Origin of the sequence: Brevibacillus porteri, assembly GCF_003013475.1 — a bacterium.
Classification (GTDB): domain Bacteria; phylum Bacillota; class Bacilli; order Brevibacillales; family Brevibacillaceae; genus Brevibacillus; species Brevibacillus porteri.
Genome location: NZ_PXZO01000033.1, coordinates 79,265 through 104,103 on the forward strand (window position 1 = coordinate 79,265; position 24,839 = coordinate 104,103).

Annotated in this window: 21 protein-coding genes and 1 riboswitch; of the genes, 3 read left to right on the plus strand and 18 right to left on the minus strand. The window is 44.9% G+C overall.

All coding sequences use genetic code 11. The annotated features are described in order from the left end of the window. Positions 1-6: 6 nt before the first annotated feature. From flgL to C7R92_RS17775, 16 genes are all read right to left on the minus strand, one after another. Entirely contained in the window at positions 7-909 is a 903-nt protein-coding gene (gene flgL, locus C7R92_RS17700) for a flagellar hook-associated protein FlgL (RefSeq protein WP_106835163.1), read from the minus strand. Between the two features lie 17 nt (positions 910-926). Next, positions 927-2,414, minus strand: a complete 1,488-nt coding sequence (flgK, locus tag C7R92_RS17705; RefSeq protein WP_106835164.1) for a flagellar hook-associated protein FlgK — start codon at positions 2,412-2,414, stop codon at positions 927-929. Between the two features lie 12 nt (positions 2,415-2,426). Next, on the minus strand, positions 2,427-2,918 hold the full coding sequence (locus C7R92_RS17710) for a flagellar protein FlgN (RefSeq protein ID WP_026043387.1): 492 nt from the start codon (positions 2,916-2,918) through the stop codon (positions 2,427-2,429). A 72-nt stretch (positions 2,919-2,990) separates the two neighbouring features. Further along, positions 2,991-3,266: a flagellar biosynthesis anti-sigma factor FlgM gene (gene flgM / locus C7R92_RS17715; RefSeq protein ID WP_016742371.1), complete on the minus strand. Its 276-nt coding sequence runs from the start codon at positions 3,264-3,266 to the stop codon at positions 2,991-2,993. A gap of 110 nt (positions 3,267-3,376) precedes the next feature. Beyond that, a complete protein-coding gene (locus C7R92_RS17720; protein ID WP_017252293.1) occupies positions 3,377-3,805 on the minus strand; it encodes a TIGR03826 family flagellar region protein in 429 nt (142 codons plus the stop codon). 87 nt (positions 3,806-3,892) lie between these two features. Beyond that, a complete protein-coding gene (locus C7R92_RS17725; RefSeq protein WP_106835165.1) occupies positions 3,893-4,678 on the minus strand; it encodes a ComF family protein in 786 nt (261 codons plus the stop codon). After that, positions 4,675-6,663: an ATP-dependent helicase ComFA gene (locus C7R92_RS17730; RefSeq protein ID WP_106835166.1), complete on the minus strand. Its 1,989-nt coding sequence runs from the start codon at positions 6,661-6,663 to the stop codon at positions 4,675-4,677. The genes C7R92_RS17725 and C7R92_RS17730 overlap by 4 nt, the downstream gene beginning before the upstream one ends. A gap of 149 nt (positions 6,664-6,812) precedes the next feature. Continuing rightward, the gene (locus tag C7R92_RS17735) at positions 6,813-7,178 is read right to left on the minus strand and encodes a glycosyltransferase family 2 protein (protein ID WP_106835167.1); all 366 of its coding nucleotides are present in this window, start codon (positions 7,176-7,178) and stop codon (positions 6,813-6,815) included. Between the two features lie 70 nt (positions 7,179-7,248). Beyond that, complete coding sequence (locus C7R92_RS17740) at positions 7,249-7,956, minus strand: response regulator (RefSeq protein ID WP_069850892.1); 708 nt, start codon at positions 7,954-7,956, stop codon at positions 7,249-7,251. Between the two features lie 33 nt (positions 7,957-7,989). Next, positions 7,990-9,132 (minus strand): sensor histidine kinase, encoded by a 1,143-nt coding sequence (locus C7R92_RS17745; protein WP_069850894.1) that lies wholly within the window; start codon positions 9,130-9,132, stop codon positions 7,990-7,992. Next, entirely contained in the window at positions 9,129-10,145 is a 1,017-nt protein-coding gene (locus C7R92_RS17750) for a polysaccharide deacetylase family protein (protein WP_106835168.1), read from the minus strand. The genes C7R92_RS17745 and C7R92_RS17750 overlap by 4 nt, the downstream gene beginning before the upstream one ends. 150 nt (positions 10,146-10,295) lie before the next feature. Then, on the minus strand, positions 10,296-11,501 hold the full coding sequence (gene metK, locus C7R92_RS17755; protein WP_106835169.1) for a methionine adenosyltransferase: 1,206 nt from the start codon (positions 11,499-11,501) through the stop codon (positions 10,296-10,298). A gap of 132 nt (positions 11,502-11,633) precedes the next feature. After that, positions 11,634-11,735: riboswitch (SAM riboswitch) on the minus strand. 61 nt (positions 11,736-11,796) lie between these two features. After that, positions 11,797-14,373, minus strand: coding sequence for a S8 family peptidase (locus C7R92_RS17760; protein ID WP_106835170.1), 2,577 nt, complete (start codon positions 14,371-14,373; stop codon positions 11,797-11,799). 180 nt (positions 14,374-14,553) lie between these two features. Continuing rightward, positions 14,554-15,549, minus strand: a complete 996-nt coding sequence (locus C7R92_RS17765; protein WP_106835171.1) for an SLAP domain-containing protein — start codon at positions 15,547-15,549, stop codon at positions 14,554-14,556. Positions 15,550-15,589: 40 nt separating this feature from the next. After that, complete coding sequence (locus tag C7R92_RS17770; RefSeq protein ID WP_017252303.1) at positions 15,590-16,552, minus strand: SLAP domain-containing protein; 963 nt, start codon at positions 16,550-16,552, stop codon at positions 15,590-15,592. Between the two features lie 93 nt (positions 16,553-16,645). Beyond that, positions 16,646-17,593 (minus strand): accessory Sec system S-layer assembly protein, encoded by a 948-nt coding sequence (locus C7R92_RS17775; RefSeq protein ID WP_106835172.1) that lies wholly within the window; start codon positions 17,591-17,593, stop codon positions 16,646-16,648. A gap of 1,123 nt (positions 17,594-18,716) precedes the next feature. On the opposite strand from C7R92_RS17775, the gene C7R92_RS17780 reads away from it, so the two are divergent. The 3 genes from C7R92_RS17780 to C7R92_RS17790 all read left to right on the plus strand — a co-directional run bounded on the left by C7R92_RS17780 (position 18,717) and on the right by C7R92_RS17790 (position 22,584). Beyond that, on the plus strand, positions 18,717-20,525 hold the full coding sequence (locus tag C7R92_RS17780) for a hypothetical protein (protein WP_106835173.1): 1,809 nt from the start codon (positions 18,717-18,719) through the stop codon (positions 20,523-20,525). Positions 20,526-20,852: 327 nt separating this feature from the next. Then, positions 20,853-21,716, plus strand: coding sequence for a tyrosine-type recombinase/integrase (locus C7R92_RS17785; protein WP_106835174.1), 864 nt, complete (start codon positions 20,853-20,855; stop codon positions 21,714-21,716). A gap of 55 nt (positions 21,717-21,771) precedes the next feature. Continuing rightward, positions 21,772-22,584: a hypothetical protein gene (locus C7R92_RS17790; protein ID WP_106835175.1), complete on the plus strand. Its 813-nt coding sequence runs from the start codon at positions 21,772-21,774 to the stop codon at positions 22,582-22,584. A gap of 343 nt (positions 22,585-22,927) precedes the next feature. Here the strand turns inward: C7R92_RS17790 and C7R92_RS17795 are convergent, their stop codons facing one another. Both C7R92_RS17795 and C7R92_RS32060 read right to left on the minus strand, forming a co-directional pair. Next, complete coding sequence (locus C7R92_RS17795) at positions 22,928-23,533, minus strand: hypothetical protein (protein WP_106835176.1); 606 nt, start codon at positions 23,531-23,533, stop codon at positions 22,928-22,930. A 1,015-nt stretch (positions 23,534-24,548) separates the two neighbouring features. After that, the coding region (locus C7R92_RS32060; RefSeq protein ID WP_158265760.1) for a hypothetical protein at positions 24,549-24,839 on the minus strand (291 nt) is incomplete at its 5' end.

A 24,839-nucleotide genomic window follows, 5' to 3' on the forward strand; every position in this document is an offset into this window, starting at 1 on the left:
CTATTTCTATCTTAGGAAGTCTAATAATGTAGGCTGAATAATGCGAGCCCCCGAGCCTAGTGCTGCCGAATGAACGCTTTCTTGTGTCTTTAGGTTGGTCATAACTTTTGCCATATCAGCATCTTCATTTGCTGCCATTAACTTGTTAATGTTAACACCTTGAGAGTTTAATCGTTCGGCAATTAACTCTACACGATTAACGCTCGCACCTAACGAAGCTCTCTCCGCAAGTAATTTATCATATTGTTGGTCTATCGCCGTTTGAAATTGCATTGCATTTCTACCGTTGCTTAACTCTGTAATAATACCATCCAGTTTTTTAAACAAATTATTGGCATTATCAGGGTAATTAAAAACCTTCTGTGCGTTAATATTTGATGTCACAAATACATTTTGACTTACTTCCAAATCAATGAGGGAGCTATTTGTACTGACGAAGTCCCCTTTCCCACCGTTTGCAGTAGCATCATAAGGAGCTTTGTTCGTATCAGTGCCTGCAAAAATATACTTACCATTAATTTGCTGATTTGCAAGTGATCCCAAATGATTCTTTAGTTCCTGAACCTCAGATCCCATCGTCTTTAGATCATCGGGAGAAACCGCTCCATCCCCAGAATAAACCAAAAGCTCTTTAATTCGCTTCAAGACGTTACCCACTTCATCCATCGTACTATCCGTCATATCTAACCAAGACTGCGCTTCATCTATATTCCGCTTATACTGATCATTCTCCATCAATGAAGATCGATAAAACATACCACGTGCTGCTACAACAGGATCATCTGAAGGTTTTGCAATCTTCTTACCAGATGCTAATTGATCTTGCAGCCTATCCATGTTACGCATGGAATTATGCAAATTCCGCAGCATATTATTATTCAGCATGTTCTGTGTTACACGTACTGCCATATTCTATTCCCTCCTAATTAGAGGCCCACTCGGCCCATGCCGTTGATGACTTTGTCCAAAATTTCGTCCATGCTCGTCATGACGCGAGCAGAGGCACTGTATGCATGCTGATATTTCACCATTTCTGCCATCTCGTCATCGATCGATACGCCAGATACAGATTGACGCTGGCTATCTACAGTACCGACGAGCATCTCAGAGTTCAATTGGTTACGCTCGGCTTCCTGGGCGTCAACACCCAATTGGCTGATCGTATAGCGGTAGTAGTTATCCAGCGTAGAGCTTTCTGCCAAGTCATTAGGGCCAGTGCCTGCAGCCAATACCTTGAACTTAACCGATGCAATGGCGAGAGCGCTCTTGTTATTCCCTACAGGAGTACGACCTGCTTCTTCTTGTGCTGCCGCGATCGCATCTAGGCTCTTCATGATCTCTGGGTTAATAACGAGGCTAGATGCACCTTTCGGATAATCTTTTGTCGCTGGATTAGCGGCCAGTGAATTCGCATCCACGAAGAATGGCAGATCCTGTACAGTACCATTGTTAATATCACTCAAGCTTCGACCTGCCCGATGCAGATCGTTGATTTCCTTCGTCAGATTCACAGCCAAAACATCCAAGCGTTTCAACATGTTCGGCACGATCTGATCACGAGATTGGAGGGTTCCTGCCATGTAGCCAGTTGTCGGCACAAAGGCCGCCCCACCCAGCGTCATGTCACTCAGGCCCGTAGCTGGATTCTGTACAGTAGCTACTGGCTGCGATGTAATTCCAGTAACAAATTCACGACCTTCAATGGTCACGTTTACCATACCAGCTGTTGATTGAGTTGCACGAATCTCCACCAGTTTGGAGAGCTTATCCAACAATACGTCACGTTGGTCATAGAGATCGTTTGGCTGATAACCATGCGGTACAACGTTTGCAATCTGATTGTTCAAGTTAGCAATCTGTTGACCCAAGGAGTTGATCTCCATCGATTTTACATTGACCACGTTGTTGAGATCGGTTTGTACTTCTTGAATATGCTTTGTCAGCGTATTAAACGTATCCGCTACTGCCTTGCTTCGTTCCCGAACAACCGCACGAGCCGATGTATCTGTCGGGTCTTTGGCCAAGTCTTGCCATGCTTGCCACATTTGGTCCATAACCTTTTGCAAGCCAGTGTCAGAAGGCTCGTTCATGATGCCTTCCAGTTTCTCCAACGTTTCCAAACGACCATCCCAGTAGCCTTGACGTTTGTGTTCGTTCCGATACTGAATATCCAAAAACTCTTCTCGCAGACGCTGGATACTAGTAGCTTGAACCCCTGTCCCGAGCAACCCTGGCTCGATACTCGCTTGCATCCCTACATAAGGCAAACCAGTCGTAGCCTGCATATTCACGCGCTGGCGACTGTATCCTTCCGTATTCGCATTGGAGATATTATGTCCCGTTGTATTTAGCGCGGATTGTTGAGCGAACAAGCCGCGTTTGCTGACTTCAATTCCATGAAAAGTAGAGCGCATTTCGACACCTCTTTACGCTTTTTTGTTGAAAAAAGTTCGATTAGCCTGACGATACGTATCCGAGGTCGGCTTTCCGTAGATGAAGTCGTCCTCGGGCGTATCCGTGATCAGGTCGAGCGTCATGTTTACAAAAGAAAGGGATTGCTCCAGTAACTGCTGATTCAGGTCGTTAGCATCGCGCAGTTCGGTCACAATCCGGCTTAGCTCATTACGACAGGAAGTGAGTCGCATCTTCTCTTCCGCACTGGTCGTCAACTTGATCAATTCAGCCAGTGTGCCTTCTTGCAGCGCAAAGCCCTTCTGTGCTGTCAGTTCTTTTACGACTTGCTGGCGGGCTGCTTCAGCTTCTGTGACGCCCTTGATCAGTTTTTGCTCCTGGCGTGTAATGGCTACCAGTTCATCCACACTCCCTTTTACCAGCACTTCTTTCTTGTGCGAGGCTAAGGTGTACAAGGCTTTGTGCAACTGGATCAAGTTGTCGAGCAGATCGTAGAGTCTATTCATTCCTTGCTTCTCCTCATCTTCCATCGAAAACTATTTAAAGAGGCTGTTCAAAAGGTCCTCTTCAGATCTGTGTTACAGCTTTTTCCAAAAGGACAGGAGCTTATCAGCGATCCGCTCACTTGAGACGTGATATTTTCCTTCCTCCACTTGCTTCTTTAACTGCTCCACTTTTTCCCGACGTTGTGGAGAGTTGACATCTTCTACTTGTTTTTGCATTTCCAGCGCTTCAGTGGAAATGTTTACTTCATCCTTGCCCATCGGGATTTTGCCGCTTTTGCCTACTTGGTTGTTGCCTGTCTTGTTGTAAGCATTGATCATCCCGACACGGTTAGGTTCATTAATCCGCATCTGATTACCATCCTCTCATACCAACGGTCTTTTCATAGAAAAAACCGATGACACCTCTTAGTAGTATCATCGGCAATTTCATGATGTACGATTAGTTTTTTTGCACAAAACTATTCGTCACTATTCTGCTTTCTTCGATAAGCTGCCTGAGCCAGATCGGCGCGTTGGAATTCGTCCAATCGTTGCTCTACCTCGAGTTGTTGCGTGATTTCGTGCTTCAAGCCTTTTAGACAAGATTCGCAAATGTTGCCTGCTCGAATCAAAAAACCGCAGCGCTCACATGGATAGCCAAGGTTGGGATTTCCGGCAACCGAAATGCGCCCTTCTTTGATAAACTTCGTAATTTGCTTCACGCTCACGCCAGTGGCTTCGCTCACCTGGTGAATATTCGATCCGCGATTTTCTCGCTTGCGCAAAAATTGGGCGCATGCTTCATATTCTTGTTCCACTTCTTTATAGCATTTGGGGCAAATGTCACGGACTGCTTGTACAAATACAGCATCACACCGCGAGCAGTTTGCCAACTTGCCCATAGACATATCGGACAACCCCTTTTCCGTTCAGAAAGTTCATACGGTTCCACATCCGTTATATGCCTACATCATAGCTTAATTTTTCCAAACTGGCTATCGGTATATTGTCAAGGAATATACTTCACAGCTTGGCCCCAAATGTTCTCTGATTGTTTTCGCGCACGAACGCAACGTCGAACCAGTCGTATAAATATCGTCAAGAAGCAGGATTTTAGCAGCAGAGGGCACAGGCACATCCTGGCCATCCCACACAAAAGCTTCGCGCATGCTTTCGTGACGTGCTGCGCGCCCTTTTTGCTTGCTCAGCTTTGGGGTATCCTTCGTCCTGAGAAGCAACGGTTTGACAGGAATTTTGATTGCCGCTCCTAAATGCCCGGCCAGCAGGTCAACCTGATTGAAGCCGCGTTCCCGCAATCGTTGTGGATGTAAAGGAACCATCGTGATCCAGGTAAAACCCATAGACCTGTAATAACGCTGAACCGTAATGGCGAGAAGCGTACCGTAGTATAAAGCTAGCCGCTCATCACCGCGGTATTTAAACAATCCGAGCAAATCCTTCTCTCCCTTTTCATAGCGAAGCAAACTCCGATTTGCCACCAATATCTGATCATCTTCTCCATGAAAACAATCCCGGCATAGCCCTTCGTTGCCGATACTAGCCTGCAACTCCCTGTCACGCCCGCACTGCCGGCAAATATCATGCCCAATCAACGGCAAAGCATCAAGACAGACTCCACACAACACAATCCCTTTTAACATGCGGTAGATGACCGGATAGCTCGCCTGATCGGATAGCTGGCGTGCCTTTTCACGAACGACTGATTCCTTTTGGAGAGCTGCGATACGCCCACCACAACGGACACACATCCCACTAATCACGAAAGGCCTCTTTGTTCCACGAGCCTTTGAGCTAAGCTGTTCATCTGTAATATCTGTCTGACGGCCCGCTTTGGAGAAGTAGCGCGTTCTGCTTGCAAAAATAAAACACTACCCGACGTATCATCAACGGATCGTCCTACTCGTCCTGCTATCTGCACCAATGACGCCTCGTCAAATACAGGTGCCTCCGCGCCTACCACTACTACGTCACTCTTCGGTATGGTCACACCTCGCTCTAGAATCGTAGTCGTCACCATGACGGTATAACGTTTTTCTCGAAATGCGAGTACCTTTTCCTCCCGCATATGGTCTGCCGCATGAACACCGGCCATCTCCCCCGCGTGAGCAGGAAGCCACTTTTGAAGGTACGATAGCACCCTGTCAATTTCATCAACTCGCGGGACAAAAACAAAAACTTGTCGGCCTTCATTCAGAGAACTACTCACCGCTTCTATAAACGGTGCCACGATTCGATTCGTCTGAACGCGCTTATGTAAGTCTTGTACCGCGAGAATCTTGGGGACAGGAAGCGCAGCACCGTGGTAGCGTCCAGGTAACAGAACATGTGTATCTGAGAATAGCGGTATCGCCCCAGACGAGCCTAGGGTTGAGCGTCCTTTTCTAACGAGCCGCTTTTGCAAATATCCCGGAGGTGTTGCACTTAAATAGAGGAGCTTCCCACTCTTTTTCACCGCTCTGGATAGAGCGCGATACAAAATAGGATCATTATGATAAGGGAACGCGTCGGCCTCGTCGAGAACGACCAGCAAAAAACGCCGATGGAAGCGCATGACCTGATGCGTGGTCGCAATCGTGATGTCACTCTCTTCCCATTTCTCTGAGCTCGAACCGTGAACAGCAATCACTTTAGCCCCGGGAAAGACTCGCTTAATACGCGGGGCTAACTCTAGTACGACGTCTTTTCGAGGTGTCGCAATCAAAACACGACCGCCAGCAGCAAGTGCCTCTGTAACCGAAGGGAATAACAACTCTGTTTTGCCCGCTCCACAAACTGCCCAGATCAAAAACTCCGATAGCCCTGGTCTCGGATTGGCAACAAAGCAACGCGCTCGCTCAGCTGCCCGCGATTGATCTGCCGAATACTTCCCCGCCCACTCCAATCTCGCCACGTTCTGCAAGTGGTCTGCGCTACGGATAAGAGATTCTCCTACATCCATTAAAAAATACGGAGTGCAACACTTACTCCTGCCCATTCCTAAACAAGCTGTGCAGTAAGCGCACCCTTGCTCACACGTATGACAATAAGTAAACTCCACCTTCTCTCCTGCGCTTCCGCAGCGTTCACAGACCAACTCCAACCGATTGCGCCACCATCCTTTTATGACCGCAAAACGAATACCCGGTCGCCACTCCGCTTTGTTTGCAAGCACGAGTGCATGCAAAATGGCTGACAAATCATTCACGTCCACCCCTCGTTTTTTCAGCAAGGACTCCACTTCATCCCAAAGGAGCGCACGCCCGTCCAAAATCTCTCTCAAAACAGCTTCTTGTATATTCACCCGAGATGAGCTCCTTCGAAGAAGCTCGTGACCACCCAAATAGTCCAACCGAGCCCCCGGCAATTTCCCTAATTCTTTGTTACCTAGATAAGAAACTTCCACACTCTCCTCGATTGACTCCCAAGAAAACCACCTCTGTTCTCGGCGATCCTGTACACTCGCTGCTTCCCTTCCATATAAGTTGCTCGCTTCGCACACGCTACTTACCGCCAGTGCTCTCAACTCTTTTACATATCCATCAGTCAGCATCCGTCCTGTGCCGACTCGTTCCATCAAATACCCGTTCACCTTTGCACGCAAGGAAAAGGCCAGAGCAAGCGACGATGTCTTCCCGATGACATGCAGGACACACCCTTCTCTCTCCTGCCAAAAAGAACGATCTACAGAAAAGCTCGGCGTAACATAAGTCTGCACCTGTGGTATTGATCCGCCGCAAGCTTTGATATACAGCAAATACTCACGCATACGCTCACTCCCCCGCCCTCTTGCTCTTAGTGTGCAAAAAGACAGACAGGTCCGGCAAATAAATTTCGGAACCAAAATCAGGCCGTAGAAAAATAAAAAAGCCGCCGATCTATTGTCGACAGCTCGTAATATTTACGCTTAACAAACTTTTATGCTCCCTCTTTTTTCTCCCGCAGATCAATGACGATGGTTCCAGCCGCCATATCCTCCTGTCCGTCTCCCAAACATTGTCCGTACGGATAACGATTCAAGACAGCTGTCATCTGTTTCGTATCATCGTCTGATCCATCATCTATCAAGGTAATTCGGATAGGTCTGCCACTCCAATACGAGCGAAACAGCAGACTCCGCACTACACGTTCCAGCACCTGTTCCGAATTGCGCACCAGCAACCGATAATGCTCATGCGGGAGCTCGCTCGCGCTATCCTTCCGATTGGTCCAGCGCTCCGCGATCATTACCAACAAAGAGGAGCAGCCAAATGCTGCCAAAAGCCATACAATCAGCTCTTCCATCACGGTCATACCTCCTCCTATACCAAGGTATGCCGCACGGCTTGAACAGCGTGCAAATAGGAAGCGCTTCCTACAGTTTCACCCAGCCGTTTTTAATGGAGATGACAACAGCTTGTGTCCGGTCTTGTACATTGAGCTTTTGCAAAATGCTACTAACGTGATTTTTAACCGTCTTTTCACTAATAAACAAGAATTCCCCAATGGCACGATTGCTTTTCCCTTCTGCCATCAGCTGCAATACTTCTCGCTCGCGACGGGTAAGCGACTCGATCACTTTTGGATCGATGGCTTGTGATTCATCTACGGAGAAGCTACGCTCTGCCGTCCCTTCCTGCTCGCTCAGACGACGGAATTCTTCAATCAGCTTGCCCGTCACCTTCGGATGTATGTATGCACCACCACTCGCCACTACACGTACAGCGTCAACGAGGTCTGACGTTCCCATTTCCTTCAGCAAGTAGCCAGACGCTCCAGCGCGGAGTGTACGATACACATATCCCTCATCATCATGAATCGAGAGCATAATCACACGAGTAGAAGGGCTTACCGAAATCACATTTTCTGCAGCAGAAACGCCATTTATGTTCGGCATGTTAATATCCATCAACAAGACATCCGGCTTGTGCTCTTCCGCCAATACTGTGGCTTCTCCTCCGTCCGCACCTTCCCCGACGACCTTGAAATCATCTTCCATTTCCAATATTCGCTTTACACCTTCGCGAAATAATTGATGGTCATCTACAATCACGATGCGGAGTTCTTGCTGTCTCTTATCCATGGTTCATCCCCCAGTGCTTATTTACGTATCATGTCACAATTTTATCGGTATTTGGAATATAACCTTGGTTCCCTCTCCCGGAGCGGATTGCATCTCAACACTTCCCTCTAAGAGCTGTACACGCTCCCGCATTCCCAAGAGTCCAAAAGAGTTGCCATTCGCCATGCGTTTTTCCAGATCGAATCCGACTCCATCGTCTTTGACGACAAGACTTAACGAATCTTGTACAAATTCCAGCTTCACTTGAACTGTCGTAGCACCTGCGTGCTTCTCCACATTGTTCAGACATTCCTGAACCAAACGGAAGATCGCAGCCTTTACTGAACTGCGCAAAGGAGGCTCCACACCGAATACTACCAGATCGATGGAAGACTGAATACGCTCTTCACACGTTTGAATATATTTTTGCAAGGTAGGTACTAGCCCTAAGTCATCTAATGCCATTGGACGCAAATCAAAAATAATACGTCGAACATCCGCCAAGCTCAGGCGTACCATTTCCTTCAGCTCATGAAGTTCCATTTGCGCTTCCAAAATGCGCTCGTTCTTCAACATGCGTTCTACAATTTCCGAACGCAGCACGACATTCGCCATCGATTGAGCTGGACCGTCGTGAATTTCGCGCGCGACACGCTTGCGCTCTTCTTCCTGAGCCTGGATTACCTTTAAGCCCATCAACTGATGCTGCTTAGCCGATTCCAGCGCCTCGCCTATCTTGCTTAAGTCACCCGTCAAGTAACCTAGCACAACGCCCATTTGAGAAACCAGCTTTTCTGCACGGACGATGGTTTCTTCCAAGGTACGCAGTTGACGCTCCAAATCATTTCTTCTGCGCTTCAAATTATTTTCCCGTTCGCGGTAAATGGACAGCTCTACCTGAATACGGCTCGCCTCTTCATACGCAACCCGGATATCTTCCTCCGTGTACATATGAAAATTACGACTGACCAACACGAGCTTGTTGCGCGATTTGCGATACGCAAGTTCAAGCGCATCGACCTTTTGAATCACTTTGGAAATTTCTTGTCGAAGTTCATGTAAATCAAACTTCAATGAGTTGCCATGCTGTCTGGCGTTTTCAGCTATATCAAATATTTGGGTTTTACTCGTTTCTACGGTTTCAATGGTTCGCTTGATCACCCCGTCCAGCACGCTGATGTCTATCGCTTTGTTCATGATTGCTCTCCTTCAAACTCATTTTTAGCCTTCGTGAACAACTGTTGGAGGTGCTCTTCTTCAACATCTCGCAGTCCCATGTCATTGCGTGGAATGGCAAACGGATCTGTTCCCTGTTTTACGAATCCACGATTGGATGTAAATACATAGCGGTAGCCAGCTTGACGAGCTGTCTCCAGTACGACTGGACTTGTGTAGCCGAATGGCAACGAGATGACTTGGATCTCTTGCTTCATCCATTCGCTTAAACTAACGCGAGATATACTGAAATCCACATAGAGTCGGTCCCTGTACTCTTTTTCTTCCTCTAAACGCTGCAAGTCTTTCAGATAGACCGGAGCTGTTTCTGGGCCAAGATCGCCCCACTCATTTCGTTCTTCCTCTTCATGCAGACTGTACGTATGGGAACCGATTGTAACCAGTCCCGAATAAATCATTTCGTTAACCTGTTGACGCGTAAGTGGTGGCGTCATATTCTCCCGTTTTCGATCAGCTACATCTCTTAAGCGCCCCGCAATCGCGAAGTTCACTGAAGGGTAGCCGTATGTACGTAAGATCGGAAATGCTTCTGTGTAGTAACTCTCATACCCATCGTCAAACGTAATCAAAACAGCATTCTCAGTCGGTAAGGTACCCGTCTCCATAAATCGCAGGAACTCATCCAACGAAATCGGATTCAGGTCGTTATCATGCAAAAATTTCATGTGTCGGGCAAATTGATCAGGAGCTATGACATACCGCTGATTCGATTGATCCGTGACATGATGGTACGTCAAAACCACAACCTGATTGTTATACCACTTTTTCGTTTGAACCGCTGCTTCTTCAATTAGTGTGACGTTTGGCTCAGCATTTTTTGTCTCACTTATGCTTATAGACGTATCCACTTGGGGAAAAGGTTGCACTTCTTGTTTATTCTTTTTTTCCAGAAAAGATTCGCCTAACAACCCAATAGCCACTGCAAAAAACAAAAAAGTAAGAAATACGATCAGGAAGAGCCTTCTGTTCGGCAAAAAAACCCCTCCTCTACTTCCTCACTAGGAGATTCGACACAGTCCTACAAATTCCTGTGCAACAATTGGCCCAATAATTGGATGACTTTGCTCCTAAAATGAAAAAGAGCCCAGTAGCAACACCAGGCTCTTTTTATGTCATTCATGATATTACAGTTGAGCAGCCTCTTGCTTCAGGATTTCTGCCTTGTCTGTTTGCTCCCAAGGAACATTCAGGTCATTGCGTCCGAAGTGGCCATATGCAGCTGTTTGTTTGTAGATAGGACGACGCAGGTCGAGCTGCTTGATGATACCAGCAGGACGCAGGTCGAAGTGTTTGCGAACCAATTTCACCAGAGCTTCTTCGGAAATCGTACCTGTGCCGAATGTATCTACTGCAATAGAAACTGGTTGTGCTACACCAATTGCGTAAGCAACTTGTACTTCACATTTGTCTGCGAGGCCAGCAGCCACGATGTTTTTCGCTACATAACGAGCTGCGTAAGCACCGGAACGGTCAACTTTTGTCGGATCTTTACCGGAGAACGCACCGCCGCCATGACGAGCATAACCGCCGTAAGTATCTACGATGATTTTGCGGCCAGTCAAGCCAGCATCCCCTTGTGGTCCGCCAATTACGAAACGACCAGTTGGGTTGATGAAGTATTTGGTTTCAGCGTCCAACAGTTCAGCTGGAACAACTGTTTTGATTACGTGTTCAACCAGATCTTGCTTGATTTGCTCCAGAGTTGTTTCAGGAGCATGTTGGGTAGAAATAACGATTGTATCGATACGAACTGGTTTGTCGCCATCGTACTCAACGGTTACTTGTGTTTTTCCGTCAGGACGGAGGTAAGCAAGTGTTCCGTTTTTACGTACTTCAGTCAGACGTCGAGCCAATTGGTGGGACATGCTGATTGGAAGTGGCATCAGCTCAGGTGTTTCATTGCAAGCAAAACCAAACATCAACCCTTGGTCACCAGCACCAATTGCTTCGATCTCAGCGTCAGTCATTTTGCCTTCGCGTGCTTCCAATGCTTGGTCTACACCAAGTGCAATGTCAGCGGACTGCTCGCCAATTGCAGTAATAACACCGCAAGTGTCAGCGTCAAAACCGAATTTCGCACGGTCATAACCGATTTCACGAATGGTTTCACGAACGAGCTTTTGGATATCTACATAAGTGTTTGTAGTGATTTCTCCTGCTACGAGAACCAAACCAGTAGTTACGGAAGTTTCGCAAGCTACGCGAGCGTTTGGATCTTTGGACAGGATCGCATCCAAGATGGAGTCGGAAATTTGGTCACAAATTTTATCCGGATGTCCTTCGGTTACAGATTCGGATGTAAACAGACGACGACCTTTTTGCAAAGCCATGAGAAAATACCTCCTTTGACCTCATACAAATAGTGTGGTAGCCGAGTCAGGATTTTATCTACGTAAACGCAAATAAAAAACCCTTTCCATTTTTAGGAGGAAAAGGTTTGAGCGTTTTTTGCTTCCTTCATCCTCTTATCGGCCAGAACAGATGTCCGTTCTGCTGGTTAGCACCGCTCTAGATCGGTTGCCGGGCTTCATAGGGCCAGTCCCTCCGCCTGCTCTGGATAAGAGTATCCATTACGGATAATAGAATAATTGTTTTTTTCAGAGATGTCAATAGGAAAAATTTTACTTATATTTGATAGGCCTTGGAAAGTACCACTACTACCTCTGCGCGAGTTGCCCTTCCATTCGGTTTAAAGGAAGAACCGTAACCACTGAGCCAATTTCTAGATGTCAAAGCTTCAATGGCAGGAGAAGCCCAATGACTCGTTGGCACATCCTGATAATTCGAGGTACCACGGCTATACATTAAAACATCACGTGCCCGCGCGATCATGACCGCCATCTCTGCACGCGATATCGGCTGATCCGGCTTCATTTCATTCTTCGGGTACCCTTTCAAAATTCCTAATTGATAGGCTACACCTAAGTTGTGATACGCCCAGTGCCGCTTTTTCATATCCCGGAAGGTCGTGTTTCCTGTATAGGTAGTCGCTACCTTGGAACCGGTCGCACGCATCGATTTAAGCAGCATCGTCGCAAACTCTGCACGGGTCACTGCCTGATTCGGCTTGAACGAAGCATCATTGAATCCATTTACAATATCGCGAGAGCTAAGTCTGACGATCTCTGAGCGCGCCCAGTGGTCCGAAATATCGCGATAGCCCGCTATCAATTTCTGCTGCGTCACCGTGAGTCGGTACGAATCATATTTGAACGAAGTACCACTATTGAGGCGTACATAGTATTTTCCTGGCTGCAAGCGCAAACCGATAACTTCATTCCCACTATTGGAAAGCTCGGCTACCTCATTCGTCGAAGCAAGCGCATAGTTCATGTTTCGATCGCTGTAGAGTGCGAAACGAAAGCCACTATCCACAGGAATATACGGTGCTCGGAATGTCACATATGATTCGCTATTGACAGTAAATTGGAACCAGTCGGGATCAGCTGCTGTCGGAATTGTTCCTGACATCACTGTCCCACCGCTTAACGGAGACGCTTTTTGATAGGTATCATTCGGCTCATTGAAATCTTTTTTAACTGGCGTGTACCCCAAATCCAGCTGGTATTCGCCATTGACTGCATTCCGCGAATACTCGCTCACACGGATGTAATATTTACCCGGGGACACCTCTTTACTGACCCGCTCTGTCGGATTGTCCCTTGTCCCATTATCGTATAGAGGATCCCAGACTACTGCTTTTTGACCAGGCGCTTGTTTGCCAAGACCCAGCAACAGATCCACTCTCTTGTTGTCAGGGCTTACAGTGACATCTAAATGCCCGTACTCGCGAACATAGTAAGAGAACCAATCCTGATCGCCTTCATCATGAAAATTGCCTGTTACACTGATTTGGTTCCCTACAAGCGGTCTGGCCGTTTCTTGTGTATCGTTCGGTTCATTTCGGTCAGGGTTGATCGTAAATTTACTCGTCAAAACGTAGTTAAAAGCGTTGTTGACGCCTCCATTGCGCATTAAGCGGATGTTCATACTTCCTGCCTTGACCGGGACCGTTATCGTATCGCCATTCCCGAAGTACTGTGTAATCGGTTGACGATTCTCAGGGTAAAAGGTAGCAGCCACCGCCGAAGAAATACCCGATGTTACTGTAGCCGTAAAGCTGACCTTTCCATCGTAAGGGATGTCCATCTTCAGCCAATCTACGGTATCTTTTGGACCCAAATTGCCGCGTATTTGTGACTCAATCGGAAACGCCTTCGCTTTGGAAGGAGAATCATTCGGTTCTAAAAAGTCGTAAGAAAGTGCCGTTTTCACTGCTTTGTTGACATCTAACAAGCCGTATCCAGTCTTCCGATCCCATCCTTTCTCCCCCAAGTCAGTAGCCGTTTGATAAAGCAATTGCCTCACATCAAATGGACTGAGATTAGGGTGCCGAGCGAGAATGAGCGCAGCTGCACCAGCTACTTGCGGTGCCGCTGCTGAAGTACCACTAAACGAGCCGTATTTTCCCCCTAGCTTCGTCGTGTATACATTCAACCCAGGAGCCACCAAATTCAGTTCCGGCCCCGTATTTGCCTGAGACAAGACTTCATTGTTACTCCTCACAGCCCCTACCGCTACGACTGTTGGATAGGCAGCTGGATACGCCACACGGCTACTTTCATTACCACTTGCTGCAACCAAAACGGCTCCACTTCTCTCCGCTCGTTGTACAGCAGCTGCCAACGACTTGGAGTAAGCCATACTGCTAAAGGACATCAGAATAACTTTGGCACCACGATCCAAAGCTACATTGATACCTTTTGCAATCAGTTCTTCATCCGATGACGCCTTGCTATTCAAGATTTTAATCGGTAAAATCTTGGCATTCCAAAGAACACCTGAAACACCGATATTATTATTTCCACTAGCAGCAAGAACACCGGCTACTTCTGTGCCGTGCCCGTTGTCATCCTGTGCTGACTTCCCAGCATTGACGAGATTCACACCAGGTAAAAGGTTGCCCTTTAAATCAGGGTGTTTATAATCTGCCCCAGTATCCAATACAGCAATAATAATCTGCTCATTGCTATTTACCGTTGGCCAAGCTTTATCTGCTTTAATTTGACTTAGATGTAGCTGGTTGGTCAAATAGTAGTCATTGGATGCCGGAGGTGCTGCTGCAAAGACTGATTGGTTGTTTGCCATAATGAGCGTGACCATTAATGTAACAGTCACTGACATGTTCACTGATCTTTTCATGTAAAACAGTCCTTCCTTCTCTCCCCTGCAAAAGTAGCAGTCTAAAAGGAATTCAGGTATTTGTAATCTGGTCTTTAGCATAGCGGATGAAAAGGGGGACATGCAACCCTCATCCTCCAATATTTGGGACATTCTCACAGAAGAAAACCCTTTTCACCATCGGCAAAAAGGGTTTTCTCCTTACTGTAACAAACCTTTATTGTCTTCTACTTCAGGTGCTACCTGAGCTATTTCTTTTTTTCGTTGTTGTGCTTTCGGAATAAAGGCAGTCAGTTCCGCAATATTTACTGCTTCTTTTTTAAAGGAAGAGGAAGGAATATCGAACGCCCACACGCGATGGCTGTTCGCTTCTACCTTCATGTTTTCCAACGTGAAGTGTACGCGTGCTACCGTATCGCCAGCTTTATCATGAACAATAATTGGCACTTCGGTAAACTCCAGACGTTTTCCTAATCCGTTACGGAAAGCAACGATAACTTTCAAGCCGTTATCTTCACCAGGCTTGATATCGAGGACTTGCAAATCTACTTCGCCCTCTGCAATGGGGTTCTTCTCTTCAGCCTGTTGCAGATACTGCTCCGACTCATCTGCACTCAGACCCCAGTTATAATTTTGGTTATCCTCTACTCCGTGCTTTTTTGGCTTGATAAAAGTCAGCATCAGAGGTATTTCTTTTTCAGGGATACGGTCGAACTCATCCCAACGGAACATAAATTCCATCGGGCGACTGGACATTTCTCCTACTGGTCCTGAGGAAATCAGGTCAAACGTTTTTTTCGCGACCTCTTCTCCGTCCTCCGTAACCAAAGTCAACGGAAGCTTTTGTAGCAAAACACTGCGGTCTGTCGCATTGCGAATGTAAACAAGAACCAGATAACCATCATTGGTAACCTGCGTGAAGAACGGAATAATACCGACTTCGTTACGAACAACCGGAGGCATTTCATCATGCGCGTATTGCAATAGCTCCTGCTCAGCGTCATCCAATTGATTTTCCCAAGGACCATTCATCACCAAAAACAGTTCCTTCGAGTCCACGCGGTTCGCAGATTGTTGCGGATTATCCAGTCCAGATACACCCAAATAAAACTCTCTATGAAGATTCTCATGAATATCTTCGCGTACTTGCTCCAAGCTCTCTTTGGAACCAAACCAATTTTCCAATAACCAACTCATATAGCAACCTCCTCTTTCCCATCCCTAAAAAATGTGCGATCTACTCTACAGAAAGCGCCCATCTTTTCAGGTCGGCATCAGGCTTTTTCACAAATTTAGGTGGGAATACAATCAGCCACGGACGGCTGTTTCCAGGCTTTACACGAATGGAGCTTGCATCCAGAGAACCTGTCGCAACTACATCTCCATCCGAATCCGAAATCGTAAATTTGAGTTTTTCCGGATGGTAATCATGGTTGAGACCATTTCGGAAAAGCATGGCTACTACCAGGTTCCCTTCCTCGGTCTTTCGGATGTCAAAACCCGTTACTTCCACCGTATTAATAGGAACTAACGGCAAAGACTGTGTCAATGCTTCCAGACGATCCTTTTGACGATCAGTCATGCGCTTCTCCATTTCAGGATCAAGCTCCAGTGTACGAGGCCAAACATGTGAATTTCTGCCGGCCTTCATTACCACTTTCCAACGGCTAAAGGTGAAATTGTCATGCAAATAGCTTTCTTCCGGGAACAAAACCTCCCATGGACGGCTGGAATGCGGTGGAATAGCCTCCATATCTGACAAATCCACTCTCATCCGCGCAAAAGGCTTGTCGTCCAGATAAATCGCTAATCCTACGTTTTTAATACGCACAGGTTTATTTGTGGCGTTGCGGAAAAACATAGCGACAGTCATTCCGTTTGGCTGTGGAATCATACTGAAGCCTGTTACGCTAATCATGCCTGGTACCATCTCAGGCAATTCAGCTTGCAAAAAGCGGAGAGTATACTTTTTCTCCGAATCCAGCTCACTTTCCCATATCGGGCTCAACGATAGCTCAGTTCGAATTTTCTCAGCCTTCGTAGCAGACTTTTCTGGTCCACCATTGCTATCCATTTCGACTTCGTTGCTAGTCATGGAAGCTAAATCAATTGTCGACTCTTCCTGAATCTCCTTTTTCAGATCCTCCAGGGAGCGCTTCTGTTGATCTTTACCTAACAAATTCTTCATAAAAGAAAACATATGATACCTCCTCACACGTCCGGGCACGAACGAAGCTTCTCTTATCATCATAAACGTTTTAGACTAGCCCATGCAAATTGGCCACTCAAAAAATCAAGCTCCTTGGGGTACGCTCACTTTCCAACGCGACAAATCTGGTGCTTCCTTTAGGATGCTTGACGGCGGAAAAATAAACACCCATGGCTTGCTGGTATTTGCATTTACAGTCAAGCCGTCCAGTTCAAATAAGCCTTCTGCCACTTTATCTCCACTGGCATCAAACAGCGCCAACGGCAATTTTTCAAAGGAAAGGGACTGCGCAGAACCGTTACGTATCAGAAGCATGATATGAAGATCACCTTCTGACGAACGACTAAGCTGTACACTCTGGATATTGACCTCTCCCTCTTTTAATGCAGGAAGATTCTTGGCTAACTGAATCAAGTAAGTTTTCTGTTCTTCAGACAACGCCTTAATCCAGGATTCCTCTAGCTCTAGCTGTTGTGGCAGAACCATTTTCTTCTCGGCCAATTCAAAAGCAATTTTCCAATTTGCCAAAAGAACATCCACTTTCAGGAAGTGTTCTCTATCAAATACAAACGACCACGGCCTTGCGGAACGCGGTGGAATTTCCCCGATCTCGCTTAGATCGAACGTCTGGCGGGTAAACAACTCCTGATCACCGAACAGTATCACCAGTTTCGTTTCATTCAGGTGTACAGGTTCATCAGAACTGTTCCGGATGAACGCTGTCACTTCAATCCCTTCATCATGCGGAACAAGAGCAGTCCCTGCCAGGGAGATTTTTCCCACCTGCAATGGAGTCAGTTCTTGAGCCATAAAGGAGAGCGAATACTTCTCCTGTTGACTAAGCTTATCTTCCCATGATTTATGCAGGGAGAGCGTTGTGATGACGCCAGAAGATGCATCCTGTACCTGGCCTTCTTCTTGATGTGACTGTGCGGTATCAGAAGCAGACAAGATCGATTCCTCCTGAACCTGCTCTTGAACCTCTTTCGCCGTTGGTTTATTCCCCATTAAATTCTTCAAGAAGGATAACATATCGTCGCTCCCAACTTTTCTCTACATCTATATACAGTTTGCATTCGTCATCCACTATAGCATAGTGACATCCTTTTGCAACATAGAAAACTTGGCATTATAAACAGCAATGAAACGGTTTTTGCAACCATAGAACGGAGCCATTCGTAATAGTAGTTATGTTAGGATACCCGTATGATGCAGATGATGTCAAGGAATGTAAAGTTGTGCACAGAAACAAAAAAAAGAGAGTTGATTACACGTGTAAAAATGTCTTGCACAACATTTCCATAAAGAGTTAAAGTTTACAACTTTGTTTATTATTGATAAAATATAAGGGTCTAAACAAATAACTTGGGGAATTTCCTTTGGGCCAATTGTCTTGTACAGTTGGTTCTTTTTTATGTGGATACAGAAAATAGCCAATAATGAAAGCGTCTGGATCTTTCCTGTATTCCTAATTTCCATGATTTATTGGATTCATAGCTTTTTCACCTGCAAATACTCGGATGGTTTATTCCCTCCACCATACCTTCGTCTGATATACCCTGACTTGGACAAATGGATTTTTTTCAGTTCCTTCTATATATATGGTTGATTTGACAATAACGCAATCTACGTAACTGTTTGTATTGGTTAGCGAAGCCGTCTGGTGCTATTTTTCTTTACCGCTATCGCGATTTCCATATCACTTTTTCCGCCTTGAGCAAAGGCCACCATTGGTTCCGTTAGTATGAATAGAACGACAAATACCTGGTACCACTGTACTTTTCATTCATTTTGTTTGCCTCCATAACTTTATGAGTTATAAAAACCAACAAAAACAAAGCTTATCCTACTCAAGGATAAGCTTTTTGCTTCTATTTCTATTATTTGAGAACTATTCGTTAAAACTATTTTCCTTAAAAATCAACTTCCAAAGGAAAAACTACACTTCCATATTGTGGGGATTTCCATTACTTAGCAATCAGCTACATCCATATTCCTTTTTTCTACAAATGATGGGTAACATCGACTATATGAAAATACTGGTAGGACATGATTTGCTGTAATTGGTGAACAATTAGAAATTATTGTAAGGGTTAGTGCTATTAACGGTACAACTGTTGAAGTTAAATTCAACAAAGAAGTTGATGCTGCATCTTTGTTTGACAATAATGGCGCATTGCTCTCAACTGCAGTAGCAATCACCACGATTGATAATGTACCTTCTGGAACATTGTCTGGTAAACTCAGTGAAGATAACAAGACATTAACTGTAACTGCAACGAATGCGCTTTCCAAGCGTTACACTGTTGTTATCGATGGCCTCAAAGCTAAAGATGGTTCTACTTTTGTTAAATATGACGACGTTGTAACTTTCGCTGCTGATACCACTGCTCCAGCTATCGTTTCCACTGTAAAAGATTCCGCTAGCACTTTCACTGTTACATTCTCTGAGCCAATTAAAGAAATCGGTACTGTAATATTCAAATATGCTGATGGTACTCCTGTTACAGATGGTCACGTTACAAAAGAATTTACTGCTCCATCTAACAAAGTGACTTTCACTTTGACTTCTGATATCGCAGCTGGTAAAACAGTAATTGCGACATTTATTGGTACGCAAGATAGTGCGAACAACCTGCTCACTCCAAACCCTGCAACTGTAACAATGGTTAAAGGTGCTATGGACGGAGTAGCTCCAACAGTTTCTGCTATCGCACAAACAGGTGCAGATACTTTCACTGTTAAGTTCTCTGAGCAACTCGTTAAGAACCCAGCTATTAAAATCGGTACAGATGTAGTTGCTACCGATAAAGTTGTGAAGGATACAACTGATCCTACTCTTTATCATGTAACGTCTCCAGTTGTACTTGAAGGTGCTAAAACTGTAGTAGTTTCTGAATTCCATGACCTCAGTGGTGAAGCTGGTACAGAAACAAGCAAAGTTGTAGTATTTACAAAAGATGCTGCAGCTCCAAAAGTTGCTTCTTCTAATGTAGTAGTAGATGCTACTGATAGCAAGCAATATCTTGAACTGACATTTGATAAAGATGTTAAAGTTGCTGCTGGTAAAGTAAATGGTGCTGGTACTTTCGTAAAAGACCATATCACGAACACAATCGCTGCAACTGAAACAGAAGTAAAACAAGATGCAACTAACAAGAAAGTAGTTCGTGTAAACCTCGATGCTTTCTTGGGCGACGTAGCTACTGATGTTGAGGGTGCTACTTACAACCTCGACCTGACTTTCACTGGTGTAACTAGCACTGCAGATGTACCTGTTGAAGCTGCTAAAGCGACATTTACTCGCGGTAAAGATGGAGTACCAGCTAGTGGTGCTGTTGCGAAAGTAACTGCTGTTGAGCAAGGTACTGACAACAACAAAGTAAAAGTTACTTTTGACCAAGCAGTAGACGGAGCTTCTGCTACAAATGCAGCTAACTACAAAATTGACGGCGCTGTTGTTGAATCCGTAACATTGCTGCCAGCTGAAACTGCTAATGGTGTAACTACACAAGTTGCAGTTCTGAATCTGAAAGCAGGTTCTAACGAATTCACTGGTAAACGCAACATCAACATCTCTGATGTGAAAGCTCTCGGTTCTACTAAAGTGATGGAGCCATACCACACTAACGGAACATCGCTTAATGAGAACGTTGCACCAGTTGTAACTTCTGCTAAGCTGACTGGAACAACAGAAATCACTTTGACTTTCTCTGAAGCTGTTGCGGATACTACCGGTGAAGACTTCGAAGTTTTGATTGGTGGTCAAGCGCAAACACCTGCTAACAATGTAGATGCTGGCGTTGGCGCTGATGCTAAAACTACTGTTAAAGTAACTATTGCAGAAGTTGATGCAGACAAAATTGCTAAGGGCCTCTCTTTGAAAGCATTGGAGACAATTGATGTGAAAGATGCTGCAGGAAACGTTCTGTCCGTTCCAGCTAACATCGTTGTTACTCAGTAATCGAAACATTATTTCATAAGCTCAGCGAAAAAGAGCAATGGAAGTGGAAAGAGTGCCCCATACGCAGAAATGTGTACGGGGTCTTTTTCGACCCTCCCTAAAAATTTGTAAACTGTTGCAAATGGTGGAAGGGACTATCGCTATCATGCGCTAGTCCCTTTCATTTACATTTACATATACTGAATACTTATAACTTTTTTAATCACACAACACTTTCGTTTCACTGTATGTAAATATCCAAATAACGGTTATACTAACGATATTCCATTTTTTGATGTTATTCCTTCTGCTTACGTACACTGGCATTCATGGTGGTGTTTCGAAAAAATGGTTTTAACTCAAGCAGTTGATCTATTCTTGCAATACCTGTTCTCTATTGGCCGGAGTGAACAAACAACTACAGGATATAAAAAGGATCTTTCCTACTTTACCCGTTTTTTAGAATGCAAATATAACTGTGAACCTTACGTCGATGAAGTAACAGTTACGGATATTGAGGATTTTCTCTTGTATCTTAAATCAGAGCGATCCTATGCTCCTTCCAGCAGACAGCGTAACCTTCATACATTTCGATCATTCTTTTCTTATGCGCATAAAAAAGAATGGGTTCCGAAGAATATCGCGTTGTCCGTAGAGAAAATAAAAGTGCAACAAAAAGAAAGAACATACCTGGAGGAAGATGAGGTAAACGATTTAGTTAACGCAATCGATCATTCACTAATCAAACTAGTTGTCATGGTTCTCTTCTTGACTGGTATGCGCATATCAGAGTGCCTGAACCTCAAATTACAAGATGTGAAATGGGATCAGCAGGTGATTCACGTAGTTGCTGGTAAAGGAAACAAGGATCGGTTTATTCCTATCTCGCCCCGTTTACTGCCATTATTGAAAGAATATGTACTTCATCAGCGGCCATATTCTGATTCCAATCGATTCTTTTGCACGAAAAAGACCGGTAAGCTGTCTCCTGTATACGTTAACCGAGAAATTACGGAAGCAGTCAAACGATTAGGGTGGAGTAAGAAAGTGACAGCCCATATTCTCCGTCACAGCTTCGCAAGCCAGTTAGTCAAAAAGGATGTTAATCTGGTACAAATACAAAAACTTCTAGGACATTCATCTTTGAACGTAACCAGTATTTATACTCACACCAATTTAGATCAGCTACGAGATGCGATCAACCATTTGTAGATGAGAGTATAAAAAATCCAAACACTTAAAAGAGAGAGAAATAGGAGTGTAGAGTGTGGATATACGTACAGGGAAAAAACCAATCTATGATGAGCGAGTCAATGAGATATTGCGAGGCATGATTGAGGGAAAAACGAGAGATGAGTTAGCCCAAGAACTGGGACATAAGAATTACAAGACTTTAGATATATACATGCGTCGCAAGAACTTTATGTGGGATCGTTATAAACAAGCCTATGTACCTATACATACACAAACCGAGAAGTGGGACCCAAGCAAAGATTTAATGAAGTCTTCAATGGAGTCGACGATTCTCTCGCTCTTTCAGAAAGAAGGAGCAGATGCTAAGACGATTGCTAAACGCTTGGGCTTTCAGGATCATCGGGAGCTGGCAACATATATGAAGGCAAAAGGATACAAGTGGTGCTCTGACACAAAGAACTATGTGAAGGAATATGGAAGACTGGCTGATAAAGAAATGGTTCACAACGAAGCAGTAACGAATTTCTCTAATGAATATTCACTGGAAGAACTAGAGGAGCCTTTTGTAGGGGCTAGAACCGGTCTTACGGGTTCGAACCAGATGGATCAGTATTTTTCCCTACTCGAGCTTTTGGAGCGCAACAGAGGCCGTTTAATCGACCTGATCGTCCCTGGGTCGGAATCAGGAAAAGTTCCTCGATATGCCGTACCTGGCGTTTTCGTTACGAAGTCTGTTCATATGACAAATACACTTGATCAAATGGTGCGTGAATACAGTAAGGAAAAAAATATTAGCCAGCGAGATATATTTGCTGTAGCATTGATTGAGTTTTTTAAGCGGTATGGCTATGAGAGAGAGATTAGTACGTTGATTGGAAAGTTTTAGATTCAAATAGTCACTTTCATTATATATAATTTGTAGCAACTGGCCTCCCCATCTATGTCTTTACGCTTAGTTAGGGAGGCATTCTATGTAGTGGTGTCTAACTCTTGCCGTCATCAAAGCGACTTTTCATTGTAACTTATGCTTTTTAGAATGAGACTAACACAAGAAGATTAGGTAAAAAAGAGTCCGCCTCTGAGAGACAGACTCTTGTGGCATATTACGAAATTGGCCGGCAGATATGATAAGCCCCGTATTAAGCCATTGTTTTAAACTTTTGGTTAAACTTCGTTTCCAACTATTTTGAGTAAATTACAAAACGGTTATCACAATTTCTTACTAAAAACTAATTACGCGTCAACGAAATGGTTATATTTTGGTCAGCTAATGTTTTCGTAGACGTAAATATTACGCTCGCCCCAGAAACAGTGATATTTTGGCGGAATATCCCCTTGCCATCATTGAGTGCATGAAAAGCAGATGCAATTTTGTCTGCAACTTCAGAAGGTGTTTCTGTACCTTGTAGGGTAACAGTAACAGTCTCGTTTAAAAAGAAGGATCCGTCGGTAAAGTTAACGCGCACATCCATCGCTCTAGAACCACTCTCAGTAATTTCAAGTTCATTTACCTCAGCTACTCCTCCCGTACCAGCGACTCCTTTGTTCCATTCTGAGCCTACTCCAGTGACACCTGTCGCGTCTGGATCTTCTAACGTGATGATAATATCTTTGTCTGCCTCTGGAGTCGGTTCATTAATATAAATAGACGTTCCACTTCCTGTAATATTATAATCTGCTTTTAATTCTTGATAAATCGCATCATATAGCTGGAAAAAGATCGCTGAAGCACTGTCATTCATTTTCACCGATTGAACAATGTCTTTTCGAATCTGACCATCATCAAATACTACCTTAATCCTTCCGTCTTTATTTGCACCTGTTAAAATTTCCAACTGATTCGTCTCTTCCCTACCGCCGGTCGGTGCCTTACCTTTTACTACTTCCTTCGCATTCCAGACAATTTCGCTATTCTCGTCTTATCCCGTTTGAAAATTGGGGATTATCACGAGCCTACACCGTACGGGCGACTTTCATCGCATACGGCGTTCCATCAACGAAGAAGGAAATGTTACGTCTTACAATGGGCAACTTCATCCTATCAAATGCGTCTCACAAATTTCTCACAAACTTAATCGTCTTAGCCCGCTATACTTGCAACCGCCTTAAAGCAGGATTAAACGCCAAAAAGGACTGCAGAAATGATCTCTCTGCAATCCTTTTTGGAAATTGTTCACTTGTAGACTTGAGAAACTACAACGCCCATTGTAAGTTCTCGTATCCTTCTTATCCGCTGACTGGGTTCCTTCGCTCCGGCCAGTTTTTTCCTCCCCGCCTGTGTTACCACTACGGGTACAAACGGCAAGCCATCCACACTACTACGAACCCGCCGCCATCTTATCAGCCTCACTGGTGCTACCCCACCTCTTCTGATAAGACTTCAAACGTTCCATCTTGTCTATCCCTTGTTTTGCTGACCTTAGGTCTCCACTATACAATCCGAGAAAAACAGGTTTAACAGCCTGAATTGTTCCTATTTCGTCTGCACGATCTCGCGTACATCGACTGTTGCCCAGTCCCTAGCGTTTATTTACCTGACAACAGCTATCTCGTATTGGGTCACCATGGGTTCGTCTCCTGACCATAGCCAACTTTTAAGGAGCCCCGCCTTGCCTTTCGCAAGTACGACTTCACCTGACTTCACGGTAGCAGTTGGTATAGAGCCGCTTTCCATGCAGGAGGATTAGGCACATGAGTAAATGGCTGTTCTCATGAATTGGATTCACACCAATCAATTCAACAAGATAGTTAGAGATAACCCCCTCGGACGCATCATACTTGACTGGTCTAAGGGGGCTTCTCTACTTCTTTCACTCAGATGAGCTTATGAAGTAACGTTTCGTAGTTTTATTAAGAGACTTTACCAGCTTCAAAAGTTGTTACAGCAGCATCCAGATCAGATTTTGCCTGATCAAGTTCTGCTTTAGTAGCATTAGTATTGTCAGCTACAAGTTGAGCTTTATCAATTTCAGCTTGGAGTGTAGCTTTAGAACCAACTGCGTATTCACCAGTAGCAGTTCCTTCAGTAGCACCATTATGGGTACCTTGAGCTGCAGTGATAGCGTTGTTCAGAGCTGTTTTTGCAGCTTCAAGCTCTGCCTTATCAGCTTTCAATTGAGAGATCTTTGCTTCTGCAGCTTC